We start from the raw sequence: 18,191 nt of genomic DNA, 5'->3' as shown, positions 1-18,191 counted from the left end.
CCTAAACCGTAAGAGGAGCACGCCGATGAACCGATACATGATGTTCCTGATTGCCCGCCGCGCAGGCGCGGGCATCCTGACCTTGCTTATCGTCTCGGCGGTGGTGTTTTTTATCACCAGCCTGCTGCCCGGTGACGCGGCGCAGATGATTCTGGGGCAAAACGCCACACCGGAAACGGTGGCGGCGTTACGCCAGCAGTTGGGGCTGGATCAGCCGCTGCTGGTGCGTTATTTCAGCTGGCTGGGCGGGATGCTGCATGGCGACTTTGGCATCTCTTTTGCCAGCCATTTACCGGTAGCGCAGTTGGTGGCGCAACGTATTCCGGCCACCTTTGAACTGGCGGCGATCACCACCCTGATCTGTGTGCCGCTGGCGCTGGTGATTGGTATCGCCGCAGCGATGAACCGGGGTTCGTTGATTGACCGCTTCCTGGTGGTCAGCACGATGGCGACCGTGGCGGTGCCGGAGTTTCTCGTCGCCACCGTGGCGGTGCTGATTTTTGCCGTCAAATTGCATTGGGTGTCGGCGATGTCGTTCGGCAGTCCGAATATGGATCTGCTCAGCTACCTGAAATCCTATGCCTTGCCGGTGTTGACGCTGTGCTGCGTGCTGGTGGCGCAGATGGCACGCATGACACGCGCAGCCATCATCAACCAGCTCGACAGCCCGTATCTGGAGATGGCGCGCCTGAAGGGGGTCTCGCCGTTGCGGGCGGTACTGCGCCACGCGCTGCCGAATGCTGTCGGACCGATTGCTAACTCCATCTCACTCAGCCTGTCGTATCTGTTTGGCGGCGTGATCATTATCGAAACCATTTTCAGCTATCCCGGCCTTGCCAGTGCGCTGGTGGATGCGGTGAGCAACCGCGACCTGCCGGTGGTGCAGTTCTGCGTGATGCTGTTCGCTGCCTGTTACCTGCTGTTGTTGCTGGCGGCTGACATCCTGACCATCGCCTTTAACCCGAAATGGAGGAGCTGATGAATAGCTTGCTACTTCCCTGGCGCTTTTTTCAGTCGCTAACGATCTCTGGCCGCTTCGGCCTGCTGATCTCGCTGTTCTGGGTGTTTATGGCGATATTCGGCACCCAACTGGCACCGCACAGCGTTGAAGATATTGGTGGTGGCCCGATGCTCGGCGGTATGACCGCGGATAACTGGCTCGGCACCGACTATCTCGGGCGCGATATCCTCAGCCGCATTCTGTACGGTGCGAAGTTCTCTATCGGTCTGGCGCTGACCGCCGCGCTTGGGGCCAGCCTGATTGGCACCCTGCTGGCGCTACTGGCCGCGGTAACCGGACGTTGGCTGGAGGAAGTGCTGGGACGTGTCAACGATGCACTGCTGGTACTACCGGGCAAAGTGCTGTCGCTGATGATCGTTGCGGTGTTCGGTTCCTCATTGCCGATGCTGATCCTCACCGCCATCTTCACCTACTGGCCGGGTGCCTTCCGTATTGCCTTCGCTATGGCGAGCAGCCTGCGCAATATGGATTACGTGCGTGCGTCGAAGCTGCGTGGCGAAAGCCGCTGGTATATCGCAATCCACGACATCCTGCCCAATATGGTGCATCCGATGCTCACCGACTTCGGTCTGCGGTTCGTCTATATCGTGTTGCTGTTGAGCGGCCTGAGCTTTCTCGGCCTCGGCGTTCAGCCACCGTATGCCGACTGGGGCACGCTGGTACGCGAAAACATTCAGGGCTTGTTTGATGGATCACCGGCGGTACTGATGCCTGCGGTCGCCATCGCCAGCCTGACCATCGGTGCCAACCTGTTTATCGACAGCCTGCAAGCGATGCGTCCACTGACCCTTGCGAAGGAGGGAGCATGAACGTGACACCCCATACCGCCATGCCTGTGATTGCCGTTGAGAATCTGCGTGTCACCGCGCAGACCGACAAAGGTGAAGAGATTGATCTGGTTTCTGATGTGCGTTTTACCGTGCAGAAAGGGGAAGTGCTGGCACTGATTGGTGAGTCCGGCTCCGGCAAAACCACCATCGCAATGGCGCTGATGGGTTATGCCCGCCACGGCTGCCGCATTGCTGACGGCATGATCCATGTTGCTGGCACCGATGTACGCAGCCTGTCACCGGGGCAACTGCGTGAATTTCGCGGTAACAAAGTGGCTTATATCGCCCAGAGCGCGGCGGCGTCGTTTAACCCGGGTATGCGTATTCTTGACCAGGTGATTGAACCGGTGGTGATCCACGGCACCATGAAACGCAAAGCGGCGAAGGAGAAGGCGATAGCGCTGTTTCGCGAACTGGCGTTGCCGAACCCGGAAACCATCGGCGATCGGTTCCCGCATCAGGTATCTGGCGGTCAATTGCAACGTCTGATGACGGCGATGGCGTTGATTGGCGATCCAGATGTGGTGATCCTCGACGAACCGACCACCGCGCTGGATGTGACCACCCAGGTCGAAGTGCTGAAAGCGTTTCGCCGCGTGGTGGCCCAGCGTGGCGTGACTGCCATTTACGTCAGTCACGATCTGGCGGTGGTGGCGCAAATGGCCGACCGTATTCTGGTGCTGTTACAGGGCAAAATGGCGGAGTACGGCACCACCGAACGGCTGATTGGCGCGCCACAGGCGGAATACACCCAGTTGTTGATGAATGCGGCGCGTCAGAGCGAGCGTCCCAGTAACTGGAGCTGCGCTACCGCAGAGATGCAACCGCTGCTGGAAGTGCGCGATCTCTGCGCCGGTTATGGCCCGCGCGACAAAGAAGGTCAGCCGAAAATCCGCATCCTTGAAGATATCAACCTGAAGCTGTGGAAAGGGCAGGCGATCGGCATCATTGGGGAATCCGGTTCCGGTAAAACCACGCTGGCGCACGCCATTGCCGGGCTGAATGCCCCGAGCCAGGGACATATCCTGTTTAACGGCCATTACATCAACGGCGATATGCACAAACGGCCTGATAACGAGTTGCGCCGTATTCAATACGTCTTCCAGATGGCTGACACCGCACTTAATCCGGCACACAGCGTCGAACGCATCCTGTCACGACCGTTGGCGTTGTTTCACGGCCTGAGCGGCGCGGCGCGCGAACAGCGGCTGCATCAGCTGCTTGACCTGGTCAAGCTGCCGCGCAGCGTGTTGTGGCGACGTCCGTGGGCGTTATCAGGCGGGCAGAAGCAGCGCGTTAACCTGGCGCGTGCGCTGGCTGCCGAGCCGGATCTGATTTTGTGCGATGAAGTAACTTCCGCACTCGATACCGTGGTGGCCGCCGCCGTGCTGGATCTGATCAGCGAGCTGCGACGCGAGCTGGGATTGTCGGTGCTGTTTATCAGCCATGACATGCACGCGGTACGCGCAGTTTGCGACGATATCGTGGTGATGAAAAGTGGCCGTATTATCACCCAGATTGCACGAGCAGATTATGCCTTGCCGACCAGCGAGTTGTATTTCGAACGCCTGAAACGCGCCGTTCCCGAGCTGCGTCAGGGCTGGCTGGATGAGCATGAAGAGGTATTGAAGGCGGAGTAGGTGCGGTCTGTGGCCCTCACCCCGGCCCTCTGGGCAGGTGCGGGCTGTGACCCTCACCCCGGCCCTCTCCCATAAGGGAGAGGGAGATGTGCCATATGCTCGATCTGTTCCCTCTCCCGCTTGCGGGAGAGGGTTAGGGTGAGGGAAAACGCTCACCAACCCAAACCAAAAGAGGTCGTTAAGTTATGCCTGCGCCGATTCGCTATGTACAGGACAGTGCAAATTTCCCTGAGTCTGCCGATGTGGTGGTGATCGGTGCCGGTATTGCCGGTTCGGCCGCCACCTGGGAGCTGGCAAAGCAGGGTTTAAACGTGGTGTTAGTGGAAAAAGGGCTGGTCGGTGCCGAGCAGTCGAGCCGTAACTGGGGCTGGTGCCGCCAGCAGAACCGTGACGAGCGCGAGCTGCCGCTGATCATCTATGCGCTGCAACGCTGGGGTGAACTCAATGCGGAAACCGGTGAGGAGCTGGGCTTTCGCCGCAGCGGCCTGGTGTATGCCACGCGCAACGAAGACGATATCGCCGCCTGGGAAAAATGGGGCCAGATGGCGAAACAGTACGGCGTGCGCAGCGATATGCTCAGTGCCGAACAGGCCAAAGCGATGACGCCGGGCAGCACCACCCACTGGCTGGGCGGCGTTTCATCCCCGACCGACGGCCATGCCGAACCGCGTCTGGCGTCTGCCGGTCTGGTCATCGGTGCCCAGCGACTTGGTGCGCTGGTGTTCCAGCAGTGCGCGGTGCGCGGGCTGGATATTGCCGGTGGTGTGGTGAGCGGTGTCTGGACCGAGCGTGGTTTGATCAAAACCAGCCGGGTGATTTGTGCCGCCGGTGCCTGGACCTCGATGTTCTGCCGCCGCCACGGTATCGACCTGCCGCTTGGCAACGTGATCGGCACCGCTTTCCGAACTCAGCCGATTGAACAAGCCATCGCCATGCCGCTGTATACCCCCGGCTTTGCCTGCCGTCCGCAAATTGATGGCAGCTACACGGTGTCAGTGTCGGGACGTGGTCGTCTGGAACCCGGCGCGCAGGGCATTCGCTATGCCCGCCAGTTCTATCCGACCTTCAAAAGTCGCCGTAAAAACCTTAAATTCAGTTTGAGCTTCAAACCGTTCCTGACTGGCCCGGAAGCGCTGGGCGGCTGGGAATTCGATCGCCAGTCACCGTTTGAGCGGGTGCGAATTCTTGACCCGGCAGCGGATGCCAGCCTGGTACAGGAAGGACTGGCGGCGATGCGCAAAGAGTATCCGGCACTCGCCAACCTGAAACTGGCGCAGGCCTGGGGCGGCATGATCGACAGCACGCCGGATGCGATTCCGGTGATCTCCACCGTGGCGAAACTGCCGGGGCTGGTGCTGTCGGCGGGCTACAGTGCACACGGTTTTGGTATCGGTCCGGGGGCCGGTCGGCTGGCGGCCGATCTCGCCACGGATACGACGCCGGTGGTCGATCCGACCCCTTATCGCTATTCCCGTCTGGTTGATGGCAGCGGCCTTGACGCGCCAGGCATGATGTAAGGAGCACAGCATGAGTATCACATTACGCGCGATGACGGCAGACGACATCGAACAGGGTTTTGCCATGACGCAACACCTCAAGTGGCCGCACCGCCGTGAGGATTGGTTGCAGGCGGTGACGTTGGGTGAGGGCGTGGTGGCCGAAGAACACGGCGCTTACCTTGGCAGCGCCATTGGCTGGCGTTGGGGGGAGCAGGCCGCCACTATCGGGCTGGTGATCGTTAACGACCAGTTTCAGGGACGTGGCGTTGGCAAGCAGCTGATGCTGGCGTTGCTGGAAAAATTCCCCGGCTACAATGTGCGGCTGCATGCCACTGAAATGGGTAAAGGCTTGTACGCCAAACTGGGTTTTAACGTCACCGGCCATATCCAGCAGCACCAGACGCGTGCGCTGACGACTGTGCCGACCGTGACTATCCCAACCGGGCTGACGCTGCGTAACGCCACCGCTGCCGATGCCAGCGTGCTGACCGAACTGGACCAGCAGGCGCATGGCATGTGGCGTCCCAGGATGATTGCAACCCTGATTGCCGACAGTCAAACGGTGATCTTGCAGGATGCGCAACAACGTATTCATGGTTTTGCCAGCCTGCGCCGCTTTGGACATGGCTGGGCGATTGGCCCGGTGATTGCGCTCAACCTGCCGGTAGCACAGGCGCTGGTATCGGCGCTGATGCAGGGGTTAAACGGTGAGTTTGTGCGTATTGATACCGACGGCGCACAACCGCTGGCTGCCTGGCTGGAAACACTGGGACTGGCGCAGGTCGATGCGCCAACCACTATGATTCGGGGAACGCCGTGGTCACCGCAGGTCGGTGGCATGCAGGCGTTCGGGTTGATGACCCAGGCGATGGCCTGATGCATATCGCCTACAAATCAGATCCGGTGCGCGGTGCGCACTGGCAACGCTGGCTGGCGCAACATGCGCCAGATATTCAGCTACATATTTGGCCTGACATTGATGACGCTGAGCAGGTTGAGGTGTTGGTGGCCTGGCAGCCGCCAGACGATGTCATGGCGACCTTTCCCAACCTGAAAGCGTTGATGTCGGTTGGCGCAGGGGCAGACCAGTTTGACCTCAGCAAACTGCCGCCGGAACTCCCGGTCGTGAGGATGATCGAACCCGGCCTGACCCAGGGCATGGTGGAGTACGTTACCTTTGCCGTGTTGGGGTTGCATCGTGACATGCCGCGCTATTTCCAGCAGCAGCGTGAACAGCTGTGGCAAACCCATCGCATCTATACCGCCGGCGAACGCCGCGTCGGGGTGATGGGGCTGGGAGAACTGGGCCAGGCATCGCTAAAACAACTGGTTTCGCTTGGCTTCAATTGCGCGGGCTGGAGCCGTACACCGCGTGACATCGACGGCGTGCGCTGCTGGCACGGCAGCGAGCAACTGGCGGAGTTCCTCGCCTGGAGCGACATTCTGGTGTGTCTGCTCCCGCTTACTGACACCACCCGTGGACTTCTGAACGCCGAACTTTTCGCGCAACTGCCATCAGGAGCCGCATTGGTGCAGGTTGGGCGCGGGCCGCAACTTAACGACGATCATCTGCTGGCGGCGCTGGCGAGTGGCCAGCTCAGCGCGGCGGTGATTGACGTAACCGATCCCGAACCGCTGCCAGCCGGGCATCCGTTCTGGCACCACCCGGCTATCTGGCTGACACCGCATATCGCCAGCCAGACGCAAACCGACAGCGCTGTGGCGGCACTGGTGGAAAATCTGCGTCGCTATCAACGCGGCGAACCGATGGTCGGCGTGATCGATCGCAACCGGGGATACTGAGATGCAACTGGAACAATTAGTCGCACTGCGACGGGATCTGCACGCCCATCCCGAGCTAGGATACAAAGAAACCCGCACCAGCGACATCGTGGCGCGGGTTCTCACGGAGCAGGGCATTGAGGTGCATCGCGGTCTTGGCGGCACCGGCGTGGTAGGGGTGCTGAAACGTGGATCGGGATCGCGGGTGATTGGCCTGCGTGCCGATATGGATGCGCTACCCATGCAGGACAACGGCAGCCAGCCGTGGAAAAGCACCCATGATGGTATCTGCCATGCCTGTGGTCACGATGGACATACGGTGATGCTGCTGGGGGCCGCCATGCAACTGGCGCAACAGGGCGATTTCGATGGCACGCTGGTGTTTATCTTCCAGCCGGCGGAAGAGGGGCTGGCAGGGGCGAAAGCGATGATCGATGACGGTCTGTTCAGCCGTTTTCCCTGTGATGCGGTCTATGCGCTGCACAACTGGCCGGAACTGCCGCTGGGTGAGGTGCAAACCCGTCCGGGGCCGATTATGGCGGCGGCGGATCGTTTTGATATCACCGTGCAAGGGGGCGGCGGCCATGCTGCGCAGCCGCACCTGACGCACGACACCCTGTTGGCGACCAGCGAGCTGGTGGTGGCGCTCAACACTCTGGTGGCGCGCGCACTGGACCCCTGTGAACCGGCGCTACTTAGCGTGACGCGGATGCAGGGCGGTTTCTCGCACAACATGATCCCGGCGGAAGCCAGCATCACCGGCACCGTCCGTACCTTCAGCCCGGCGGCGCAGGACATTATCGAAAGCCGGTTGCGCGCAATGGCGCAGCACGTCAGCGCCGCGCACGGTTTGCATGCCGAGGTCAACTACCTGCGTTATTACCCGGCCACCGTGAACAGCGCGCCTGAAGCGCAGCTGGCACTGACTGCGGTACAGCAGGCCGGAATGACGGCGAGTGAAGCCAGACAACCGGCGCTCACCTCGGAAGATTTCGCCTTTATGTTGCAGGCAAAACCGGGTGCGTATCTGTGGATTGGCTCCGCGCCGAGCCAGCCGCTGCACCATTCAGCCTACGACTTTAATGATGCACTGATTCCGCAGGGTATTCAGGCGTTGACCGCCATTGCCCGCCATGCGATGCGTACAGAATTTCCCTGCTGAATGGCAGACGATTTTGACAGGAAATGCCGCTGCCCCGGCAATTACGGCAGCGTGAGAAACCAACGGGTTGCGATACTTGAGCCAACAGAACGTTACGTGGATGAGGGTTAAAAATGCAGAATGTCATGGCGGAACAGCAAACATATTCCGATAACAGCCTGTTACTGGATGCGCGTGAGCAGCATGTGCCGCGTGGCGTGGTCACCGCACATCCGCTGGTGATCGAGCGGGCTAAAGGAAGCGAAGTATGGGACGTTGAGGGGAATCGTTACCTCGATTTCGTTGGTGGTATCGGCGTACTGAACGTTGGCCATAACCATCCGGCGGTGGTAAATGCGGTTACCAAACAGCTCGGTCTGGTTTCGCACGCCTGTTTCCAGGTGGTGGCGTATCCGGGGTATATCGAACTGGCGCAGCGCCTGAATCAACTGGTGGGCAATGGCCAGCCGTTTAAGAGCGTGTTTTTCACCAGCGGTGCAGAAGCGGTAGAAAATGCGGTGAAGATCGCCCGTGCGCATACTCAGCGCTCCGGCATCATCGCTTTTGATGGCGCGTTTCATGGCCGTACCTTGCTGGGTTGTACCCTGACGGGCATGAGCCAGCCCTACAAACAGAATTTCGGTCCTTTCCCTGGCGAGGTGTATCGCCTGCCGTTCCCGAACGCGTTTTACGGCGTAAGTGATGACGATTGTCTGCAAGCGCTGGACCAACTGTTTGCGGTGCAGATTGCGCCGGAACGTGTGGCGGCGATTATCATCGAGCCGGTTCAGGGCGACGGCGGCTTCCTGCCAGCAGGTGCCAACTTTATGCAGGCGCTGCGCCGCGTTACTGAAAAACACGGCATTCTGCTGATTTGTGATGAAGTGCAGACCGGCTTTGGGCGTACCGGCAAAATGTTCGCTTTCCAGCATTCGGAGATTACCCCGGATCTGATCACCGTGGCGAAAAGCCTCGGCGGCGGCTTGCCGATTTCCGGTGTGGTAGGGAAAGCGGCGATCATGGATGCGCCATTACCTGGCGGGCTGGGCGGCACCTATGGCGGTAATGCGCTGGGCTGTGCAGCGGCGTTAGCGGTGCTCGATCTGATGGAACACGACAACCTGCTGGCGCGCAGTAATCAACTGGGCGAGAAACTCAATGCGCACCTGCATCAGCTGGCGGAAAAATACGCCTGTATTGGTGATGTCCGTGGCGTGGGCTTTATGCAGGCGGTGGAAATCATCGATTTTGAGACCAAACGTCCTGATGCGGCGATGACGCAAAAGATTCTGGATTGCGCCTGTCAGGAAGGATTGCTGTTGATTAAATGTGGTCTGCACCGCAGCACCATCCGCTTCCTGGCTCCGCTGGTCACCACCGATTCTCAGCTGGAAGAAGCGTTGCATATCTTTGATATCGCGCTGGCCCGCGCCAGTGGCCGACTCGGATAAATCCGGCTTCCTCATTGATATTGCTGGAATTATTAACAGGTTCCCCGAAAAACGTGGCGTGCGTCAGTGCTGGCGCAGCCACATTAAAGCGTGATATACCATCGGGATAACCTGCACGGTTGGTCAACAATGAGGGGTGCTATGAACGGCTTAATGAAACTCGACCGCATCGATATCAATATCCTGGTGCAACTACAAAAAGATGGCCGTATCAGCAACGTCAATCTGGCCGACGCCGTTGGACTTTCACCCAGCCCTTGCCTGCAACGGGTGAAACGTCTGGAGCAGGCTGGTTTTATCACCGGTTATGAAGCACACATCAACCTCACCAAAATTACCGACTCGGTGACGGTATTTACCGAAGTCACGCTGTCTGGTCATCGCCGCGAAGATTTTATGAAGTTTGAAAACGCCGTGCGTGATGTGGACGAGTTGATGGAGTGCCACCTGATTACCGGCGGTTATGACTATTTGCTGCGGTTTATTACCCGCAGCATTGAACATTACCAGGAAGTGATTGAGAAGATGCTGGATGCGCAAATCGGCATCGATAAGTACTTCAGTTATATCGTGATTAAATCACCGATTATGAAAAGCAGCGTGCCGTTGAGGTCGCTGATTGCGAAGCAGAATTCGGTGGAGTTTGGGGTGTGATTTCGTTCACCGTGCCGGTTTCGTTCGCCTTGGGCTGATGTAGTTTCAGCTCGCCGGTGCGGCGACCGAGCAAAGGGTGCCTTGCCGCACCCTTTGCCCGTCCGCCTGCACGTTGCAGCTGAAACTGCCTAATGCCTGGCGGGCGGAACCTTCTCGATGTCTGCCCGCAGCCCCCCACAGCATAAAATTTCCCCACCGCACAAAATTCCCTTTATCTTAGCTGTTCCGGCTCTCGCTTCAGCCGCTACGCTTGCCCGTACGCCCTTACACTCAATTTATCCCTTTACAAGGAGTTGCCATGACCGCCTTGAACCTTGCCGATCACCTGTGGCAGCGCGATGACTTCATCATCTCCACCGAACGTCAGCGCCTGGATGTTGACTGGATTCATTATCAACTGGCCGAGCGCTCTTACTGGGCCAAAGGTCAGCCGCGCGCGAAAACCGAGCGCGCAATCAACGGATCGCTGCCCTTTGGTTTGTATCAGCAGAACCAGCAAATCGGTTTCGCCCGGCTGATCACCGACTACACCCGTTTTGGCTGGCTGTGTGATGTGATCATCGATGAAAACTGGCGTGGTCACGGCCTGGGTAGTTGGCTGGCAACCTGCGTGCGGGAGCACCCGGAATTGCAAACCGTGCACCGCTGGATGCTCTCAACCAATGATGCCCATCAGCTGTATCAGCGCCTTGGCTGGCGCGTAGTGCAGGACCCGCACAAGCTGATGGAATTTCCTCTCTCCTGATAACGGATAAAAACCATGTACCGTGTTGGCGTAGATATTGGCGGTTCCTTTACTGATTTTGCCGTGCTGAATGAGCAAACCAATCAGATCCACACTTTAAAAGTTCTCTCAAGGCCAGATCAGCCCGGCAGTGAGATTCTTACCGGGTTGGCGCAACTGGAGCAGCGTGACGGTATCGCGCCGCAGCATATCGAATACTTCACGCATGGCACCACGGTGGGCATCAACGCGGTGATCCAGCGGCGTGGGGTCAAACTGGCGCTGTTTGCCACAGCAGGTTTTTGTGATGTGCTGGAACTGGCACGCCTGAAGATTCCGCACATTCATGATCTGTTCTCGCGGCGACCCGCTCCACTGATTTCCCGTGACCGGGTGTTTGCTATCAAAGAACGTACCGATCGCCACGGCGAGGTGGTGCAGGCAGTGGATCGCCAGAGCGTGCTGGAGGCCATTGCTGGTGCAAAAGCGGCGGGTTGCCAGGGGATTGTGGTGGCGTTACTGCACAGCTATCGCAATCGCCACAATGAAGCCGCCGTCAAAGCCATTATCAATGAACAGGCACCGGAACTGCTGACCTCCTGCTCAGCCGATATCTGGCCAATTATCCGCGAGTATGAACGCACCATCACCGCCACTATCAATGCCTATGTGCAGCCGATGGTGATCAACTACCTCGAATCCTTTGAACGTGCGCTGAAGACGATGGGGGTGCTGCCGCCACCGCGCATCACCAAATCCAACGGTGGGGTGATGGGGGTGGAGCAGGCGAAAAGCGAATGCGTGCAGATGGTGCTGTCCGGTACGGCCTCCGGGGTGATCGGTGCCAGCTTCCTCGCCAGCGCTTGCGGTTTTGACAAAATTCTCAGTCTGGATATCGGCGGCACCAGCGCGGATGTGGCGGTGATTATCGACGGCCAGGTGGCGCAGGGTAACGGCGAAATTATCGGTGATTTTCCCATCTACATCCCGTCCGTGGCGGTGACGTCCGTGGGACAAGGCGGCGGTTCGCTGGCGTGGATCGATAATCAGGGCGTGCTGCAAATGGGACCGGACAGCGCCGGTTCACTGCCGGGACCGGTGTGTTTCCAGCGGGGCGGTACGCAACCGACCGCCACCGATGCCTTTGCCGCCTGCGGCATGATCGGCCACGGTGATTTGGGCTACAACGCGGTGAAGGTCGATGTCGCGGCGGCGCGTGCAGCCTGGCAGCCGCTGGCAGATAAGCTCGATATTTCCGTGGAGGAGACGGCTGAAACCGCCATCGAACTGGCGATCTCCAGCATGTACAGCGATACCAGCGGTTTGCTGTCGCGTTTTGGTCTTGATCCGCGAGAATTCTGGTTCCTCGCGTTTGGCGGGGCTGGCCCGATGATGGGCTGCTTCCTCGCACGCGAATTGAATATGAAAGGGGTGATCGTGCCGCCGACGCCGGGCGTGTTGTCGGCGCTGGGTGGGCTGGTGGCGGACATCCGTAACGACTTTATCCGCACGCTGTATAGCGAACTGGACAGCACGCTGGCAGATAAACTGGCCACTGAGGCTGAGGCGCTGAGCCAGCGCGCACGCGGTTGGCTCACTGAGCAACATGGCGAGGGTATGCCGTTTACCCTGCACTACAGCGCGGATATGCGTTATCGCGGCCAGTCGTTCGAAATTGAAGTGGCACTGGAGGCGTCCTGGCTGACGGAGGCCAACGTTAATGCGCTGCATGAGGCCTTTGATCGCCAGCATCAGCAGTTATTTGGTCATTGCGATGCCAGTGCCCCGGTGCAGGTCATCAACCTGCGGCTGGTGATTGCGTCACCGACGCCGAAACCCACGCTCAATCGTCTGGCAGCGGCGCAGGGGCCGGTTGCGGTGGCGAAGCAAGTTAGTGCCTGGATCGATGGTGCACCGCATCAGGTCGATGTGGTGCTGCGTGCCAGCCTGGGCGCGGGACATCAGCTTTCCGGCCCGGTGATTATTGCCCAGGACGACTGCACCACCTGCGTGCCGCCGCAGATGGTGGTGCGGGTGGATGAATTTGGCAACTTACTGATTACCCCGCTGGAGAGCAACTAAGATGGCGATTGACGGACGTAACCTGCAAATCCTCGCTAACTACTGCGCCGCAGCGGCCGATGCGATGGCGTTTACCCTGATGCGCACCGCGCACTCCACCTTCGTGAAAGAGACGGAAGATTTCTCCTGTCAGATCGTTAGCCGCGATGGCATGGCGTTTGCCTCGCCGCGCAGTTTCGGTGCGCCCTGGTACAGCGGCATTGACTACGGCCCGGTGCTGGCGTTGATCGACCACTACGACGAGGGGGATATCTGCATCACCAACGATTCGTATGCCGGTAACGTGGCGACCCACTCACCGGATATCCATATCTGGAAGCCGGTATTTCATCAGGGGGAAATCGTCTGCTTTGTCGTCGGGCATATCCATAACACCGATGTCGGCGGGGCGGTGCCCGCGTCGCTGTCGCGTTCCCTGACGGATATCGTGCAGGAAGGCATCCGCATTCCGCCGCTGAAAATCGTACGCAATGGCGAACTGAATGAAGAAGTGGCGCGCATTATGCGCCTTAACGTGCGCGTGCCGGACCAAAACTGGGGTGATTTCAAAGCGCAACTCGCTTCGGTCAACGTGGGTGAACGCAAAATCCATGAGATCATTGCCCGTTTTGGCGTTGAAGATTTTCTTCAGGGCATCGAAGGGATTCTCGATTACGCCGAACGCCAGGCGCGCAGCATTATCGCTACCATTCCTGACGGCGAATATTTCTATGCTGACTTTGCCGATGAAGATGGTGACGGGGGCTATCCGTGCCGCGTGGCGATCACCCTGCGCGTGCAGGGAGAGACGCTGGAGCTGGATTACACCGGTAGCGATCCGCAGTTGGCCTCTTCGTTAAATATGCCTACCGGAGGACGTGAGCGTCACCCGCTGGCGTTGGTCGGCGTCACTTATGTGCTCTCGACACTGGACCGTAACCTGCTGCTGAATGCCGGAACGCTGCGTCCGACGCGCGCCATTCTGCCGCCGGGCACGGTGATGAACTGTGAAGCGCCCGCGGCGGTCGGTATGCGATCGCTGACCTGTGCGCTGTCGCAAATCGCCACCATTGGCGTATTCTCGCAGGCCATCCCGGATCGCCTGCCTGCCAACTCGCCGGGCGGTAACTCGATCATGAATATCCGCACCAGCGATGCTGCCAATCGGAGCGTCGTGGCGTCACTCGGGCCGGTCGGTGGTGGCGCGGGCGGCACGCCACGGCATGATGGCCCGGACGGTTCTGGCGGTTTATCCGCCTTTCTGAAAAATACGCCGATTGAGATCAACGAAGCCGAGGTGCCAATCCACTTCCACCGCTACGGTCTGACGGCAGACAGCGCCGGTGCCGGGCGTTATCGCGGCGGGCTGGCGACCGAGATGGTGTTCGAGATTTTCGCACCGGATACGCTGGTCACCGCGCGTAACCGCAACCGTTCGGTGTTTGCCTCGGCGGGGGTGTTGGGCGGCCAGCCTGGCGGTCTGTCTCATTTCCGCACCCTGCGCGACGGCGAGGTGATCGAGCATGGCAATACCGATGTGATTCGGTGCCAACCGGGCGACATTGTTGAAGTGCGTGGGCCGGGGGCTGGCGGCTATGGCCTGCCGGTGCAACGTGATGAACAGGCGGTGCTGGGCGATGTACGCTGTGGCTTTGTCAGTCACGAGGCCGCCCGTGCCGACTATGGTGTGGTGATCGTCAATGACCAGATTGATCAGGCAGCCACCGCGCGGCTACGCAGTGAAATGTGCCAGCAGGCCAGCGAACACTTTGATCATGGTGCAGCGCGTAACGCCTTTGAAGCGCTGTGGACGCCGGAACGTTATCAACTGCTGACCACGTTTTTGGCGGCAGCGCCGGTTGGCTGGCGTCATTTTCTCAAACAGCAGGTGTTCAGGGCGGTAGCGGCCGGAGATGACACGGACACGGCAGCGCAGATGCACGCCATCTTTGCGGATTTGCGCCAGCGCTATCCGGCAATGAACGTTTAATGAGGCACATCGCGCTAAAACCGTTACGGGTTTCCTGCCAGACTTAGTCTCTTTGCCCGCTGGCATTGCCATCGGGCCTGGATCATTTCAGGAGAGTCTCAGCATGGCAACAGCAAAACTTCCGGTATGGTTTATCTCCGGCTGCTCCACAGGCTTTGGTCGGGAACTGGCGCAGCAGGCGATTGCGCGTGGATTCAACACCGTGGTGACCGCGCGCGATCCGGCTAAAGTGCAGGATTTGGTCGAGGGCCACAGCAACGCGCTGGCGGTCGCGCTGGATGTGACGCAGCAGGCAAGCATTGATGCGGCGGTAGACAAAGCGCTGGCAACCTTCGGCAGCATCGATGTGCTGGTGAATAATGCCGGTTATGGTTACCAAAGTTCGGTGGAAGAGGGCGAGGAGCAGGAAATCCGCGCCCAGTTTGATGCTAACGTATTCGGCCTGTTCGCCCTGACACGCGCTGTGCTGCCAGCGATGCGCAAAGCGCGCAGCGGCCATATTATCAACATCACCTCGGTGGCCGGATTTATCGGTTTTGCCAGCTCGGGTTATTACTCCGCCAGCAAACATGCGGTGGAAGGCTGGTCCGATTCGTTAGCACTGGAAACCGCTCCCCTCGGCATCCACGTCACCTGCGTGGAACCCGGACCGTTCCGAACCGACTGGGCAGGGCGTTCGCTGCATCAAACGCCAAGTAAGCTGCCGGAATACGCCGAAACCGCAGCCGCACGAATGAAAGCCACCTCTGCATACAGCGGCACCCAGGCGGGTGACCCGGCTCGCGCCGCCAGCGCGATGATTGCCATCACCGAAAACGCTAACCCTCCGCGCCATCTGGTCATGGGGGCCTGGGGTTATGACGCAGTGACCAATAAATTAAAAGAGCGGCTGGCGCAGATTGAAGCGTGGAAACAGACGTCGATTGATACAGATTTTCCGCAATAAATCGCGTTAAAACACAACCACGCGATAAATCGCGCCGCTACAGAACCATGCCTTCCCCCGTTGCGGCGTGATTTATCGCGCAAAGTTTTGTTGGTCTTAAACCATCCTTTCCAGCTCTTCAAACGGCACCGCCTGGCTAAACAGATATCCCTGCAACTGATTGCAGCCAGCGTCGGCGAGGGCGCTCATCTGGCCTTCCGTTTCCACCCCTTCGGCGGTCACTATCAGTCCCATGGCATGCCCGAGCCGTACCACCGACTCAATGATCGCTGCCGAATTCTGCGCCACCCCTAACGATTGGGTGAATGAACGATCGATTTTAATTTTGTCGACCGGGAAGGTACTCAGATAATTGAGGCTGGAATAGCCGGTGCCGAAATCATCCAGCGCAATGCGGAAACCGGCGTTGCGCAAGGCGATGATGTTATTGCGCGCTTCATGTTCATCCTCAATCAGCACCCCTTCGGTAATTTCCAGCTCGAGGCGTTGCGGATCGGCCCCTTCAGATTGCGCAATTTCAATCATGCGTTCGACAAAACCGCTGGCGCGAAACTGAACCGGCGACACATTTACCGCCACAATCAACTGCGGCAGGCGCAACGAGGTTTTGCAGGCCTCGCGCAACACCCATTCCCCCAGCGGGATAATCAGCCCGGTTTCTTCGGCAATGGCGATAAACTCGCCTGGCGGCACTTCGCCGCGTTCCGGGTGTTGCCAGCGCAACAACGCTTCGACACCATCAACGCGCTGACCGCTGATCTCCATCAACGGCTGATACCACACCGCCAGCCCATCAAAATGCAGCAGCGCCTGACGCAGGTCGGCGGCAATTTGCTGGCGGGTGCGCAGCGACTCATCCATCACGCGTTCAAACTGGCGAAACTGACCGCGCCCACTATTTTTCGCTTCATACAGGGCAATATCGGCTTTGCGCATCAACTCCTGGCGGTCCAGTCCATCTTTGGGGGCCAACGCCAGACCGATGCTGGCACCAATCCACGCCTCGCTGCCAAATAGCTGATAAGGCTCGCTGAGCGCGCTGATAATGCGTTTTGCCAGCGACTGCACCTGACCAATATTCTCGACGTCCGGCATCACGATAATAAATTCGTCGCCGCCAATACGGCCCACGGTATCGCTGGCGCGCACGATACTGGTCAGGCGATGGCCCACCTGAATAATCAGATCGTCCCCTGCGTGGTGACCATAGGTATCATTGATGGTTTTGAAGCGATCCAGATCAATCAGCAACAATGCCACACGATGGTCATAGCGTGCCGCAAACGCCAACGCCTGGGAAAGACGATCCTCCACCATCGAACGGTTGGGCAGGCCGGTCAGTACATCGTGAAACGCCAGGTGCTGCGCCTGGGCTTCGCTGGCACCTAACTTCAACAGCGACTGCGACAGACTGAGCGATGACGTCCAGATTCGCCGCACCATAAACAGGCACACCAGGGTGATCATCACCACCGACAGCAGGGTCGAGGGACCGATGGTGCGCAACATCTGTGCGCCAGGGCGGTCAGGTTCCCAACTGATATATCCCACCGGGTCGCCTTGCTGCGAACTCAGGAGATAATGCGCCTTGTCATTGGGCAGCGATGTGTCACCGCTGAAATGTAATTGCCGAAGCTGGCTGCGATTCGCCAGTCCGTGCAGATAGTGGTCATCGAGATATTTTACGCTAATCAAGCGATAGCGCCCCGGTGGGCGGGTATCGCCGCTGATTTCCCCCACCGCCAGCGAAGCGGCACGATCACCAATACGGACAAAATCGGCGCGATCAGTGGTACTGGCTTGTACCAGCGTCGTGTCCAGCATCGCCTGCACCTGCGGTTCAACATGGCGGTCTGGCACCCGTTGGCCGTTACGCCATACCTCAATCAGTTGGTTATCGCGGCCCAGCACCAACACCAGTTCGTGGTCGAACATTTCATATAACCAACTGCCGACATTTTCATCCAGCCAGCTTTGGTCAGGTTGGGATAAATCCAGCTGACTGGCTAAGGGGGCCCAGCGTGTCAGGCTACGTAACTGGCGTAGATGTTCCGCCAGGCTTTGTTCGAATGAGGCCTCAATCATGCGTTGCTGCTGTTCTTGCGCTTCGTTATTGGTCAGCCGGGTGCCCCAGAACAGGCCCGCTCCCGCACCGGCAAAGGTCAGCAACAGAATCGCCGCTAACGGCAAAATCACTTCACGCACAAAATTGCGCCGAAAACCATCGGACAGTTTGATTGTATTAATCATTTTTAAAGTCGCGTAACAAGGAGGGAACATGATTTAACTTAGCAGAAGTCTGAAAAGCTGCATTGCGCAAGGGAAGTGTTAATGTTGTGAAAAAGGTAAAAAAATAGTTGAGCGTCGTCACAAAGGAAACAGTTAAAATTTTTTTATTAAAATCCCCGCCATTGTAGTCATTTCCTGCTGTCCAAAAGCAAATTCATCAGCA

14 protein-coding genes are annotated in these 18,191 nt (G+C 58.7%); 13 read left to right on the top strand and 1 reads right to left on the bottom strand.

From position 1 onward, the window contains the following. Positions 1 to 25 precede the first annotated feature (25 nt). The 13 genes from AC6I8N_RS12720 to AC6I8N_RS12660 all read left to right on the top strand — a co-directional run bounded on the left by AC6I8N_RS12720 (position 26) and on the right by AC6I8N_RS12660 (position 15,739). Positions 26 to 979, top strand: coding sequence for an ABC transporter permease (locus AC6I8N_RS12720; protein WP_013509639.1), 954 nt, complete (start codon positions 26 to 28; stop codon positions 977 to 979). Continuing rightward, entirely contained in the window at positions 979 to 1,830 is an 852-nt protein-coding gene (locus tag AC6I8N_RS12715) for an ABC transporter permease (protein ID WP_021182780.1), read from the top strand. The genes AC6I8N_RS12720 and AC6I8N_RS12715 overlap by 1 nt, the downstream gene beginning before the upstream one ends. Next, on the top strand, positions 1,827 to 3,491 hold the full coding sequence (locus tag AC6I8N_RS12710) for an ABC transporter ATP-binding protein (protein WP_497829178.1): 1,665 nt from the start codon (positions 1,827 to 1,829) through the stop codon (positions 3,489 to 3,491). The genes AC6I8N_RS12715 and AC6I8N_RS12710 overlap by 4 nt, the downstream gene beginning before the upstream one ends. 185 nt (positions 3,492 to 3,676) lie before the next feature. Continuing rightward, positions 3,677 to 5,008, top strand: coding sequence for an NAD(P)/FAD-dependent oxidoreductase (locus AC6I8N_RS12705; RefSeq protein ID WP_021182782.1), 1,332 nt, complete (start codon positions 3,677 to 3,679; stop codon positions 5,006 to 5,008). A gap of 10 nt (positions 5,009 to 5,018) precedes the next feature. Then, on the top strand, positions 5,019 to 5,867 hold the full coding sequence (locus tag AC6I8N_RS12700; protein ID WP_021182783.1) for a GNAT family N-acetyltransferase: 849 nt from the start codon (positions 5,019 to 5,021) through the stop codon (positions 5,865 to 5,867). Further along, the gene (locus AC6I8N_RS12695) at positions 5,867 to 6,793 is read left to right on the top strand and encodes a 2-hydroxyacid dehydrogenase (protein WP_021182784.1); all 927 of its coding nucleotides are present in this window, start codon (positions 5,867 to 5,869) and stop codon (positions 6,791 to 6,793) included. Before AC6I8N_RS12700 ends, AC6I8N_RS12695 begins: the two co-directional genes overlap by 1 nt. Before the next feature lie 7 nt (positions 6,794 to 6,800). Next, on the top strand, positions 6,801 to 7,934 hold the full coding sequence (locus tag AC6I8N_RS12690; protein WP_497830690.1) for a M20 aminoacylase family protein: 1,134 nt from the start codon (positions 6,801 to 6,803) through the stop codon (positions 7,932 to 7,934). Positions 7,935 to 8,047: 113 nt separating this feature from the next. Further along, positions 8,048 to 9,364 (top strand): 4-aminobutyrate--2-oxoglutarate transaminase, encoded by a 1,317-nt coding sequence (gabT, locus tag AC6I8N_RS12685; protein WP_013509632.1) that lies wholly within the window; start codon positions 8,048 to 8,050, stop codon positions 9,362 to 9,364. 141 nt (positions 9,365 to 9,505) lie between these two features. Beyond that, on the top strand, positions 9,506 to 10,018 hold the full coding sequence (locus AC6I8N_RS12680) for an Lrp/AsnC family transcriptional regulator (RefSeq protein ID WP_021182786.1): 513 nt from the start codon (positions 9,506 to 9,508) through the stop codon (positions 10,016 to 10,018). 298 nt (positions 10,019 to 10,316) lie between these two features. After that, on the top strand, positions 10,317 to 10,763 hold the full coding sequence (locus AC6I8N_RS12675; RefSeq protein WP_021182787.1) for a GNAT family N-acetyltransferase: 447 nt from the start codon (positions 10,317 to 10,319) through the stop codon (positions 10,761 to 10,763). A gap of 15 nt (positions 10,764 to 10,778) precedes the next feature. Continuing rightward, positions 10,779 to 12,824 (top strand): hydantoinase/oxoprolinase family protein, encoded by a 2,046-nt coding sequence (locus tag AC6I8N_RS12670; protein ID WP_497829177.1) that lies wholly within the window; start codon positions 10,779 to 10,781, stop codon positions 12,822 to 12,824. A 1-nt stretch (position 12,825) separates the two neighbouring features. Further along, positions 12,826 to 14,793, top strand: a complete 1,968-nt coding sequence (locus AC6I8N_RS12665; protein ID WP_497829176.1) for a hydantoinase B/oxoprolinase family protein — start codon at positions 12,826 to 12,828, stop codon at positions 14,791 to 14,793. Between the two features lie 103 nt (positions 14,794 to 14,896). Further along, positions 14,897 to 15,739, top strand: a complete 843-nt coding sequence (locus tag AC6I8N_RS12660) for an oxidoreductase (protein ID WP_021182790.1) — start codon at positions 14,897 to 14,899, stop codon at positions 15,737 to 15,739. 96 nt (positions 15,740 to 15,835) lie between these two features. Here AC6I8N_RS12660 and AC6I8N_RS12655 read toward each other — a convergent pair whose 3' ends face one another. Then, positions 15,836 to 17,989 carry a putative bifunctional diguanylate cyclase/phosphodiesterase gene (locus AC6I8N_RS12655; RefSeq protein WP_497829175.1) on the bottom strand — a complete coding sequence of 718 codons (2,154 nt, stop codon included), beginning with the start codon at positions 17,987 to 17,989 and terminating at the stop codon, positions 15,836 to 15,838. Positions 17,990 to 18,191 lie beyond the last annotated feature (202 nt).

It is taken from the genome of Pantoea sp. X-Soil-TKNS-1279 (assembly GCF_059730565.1).
This window is presented reverse-complemented; position numbering and strand designations above follow the sequence as displayed.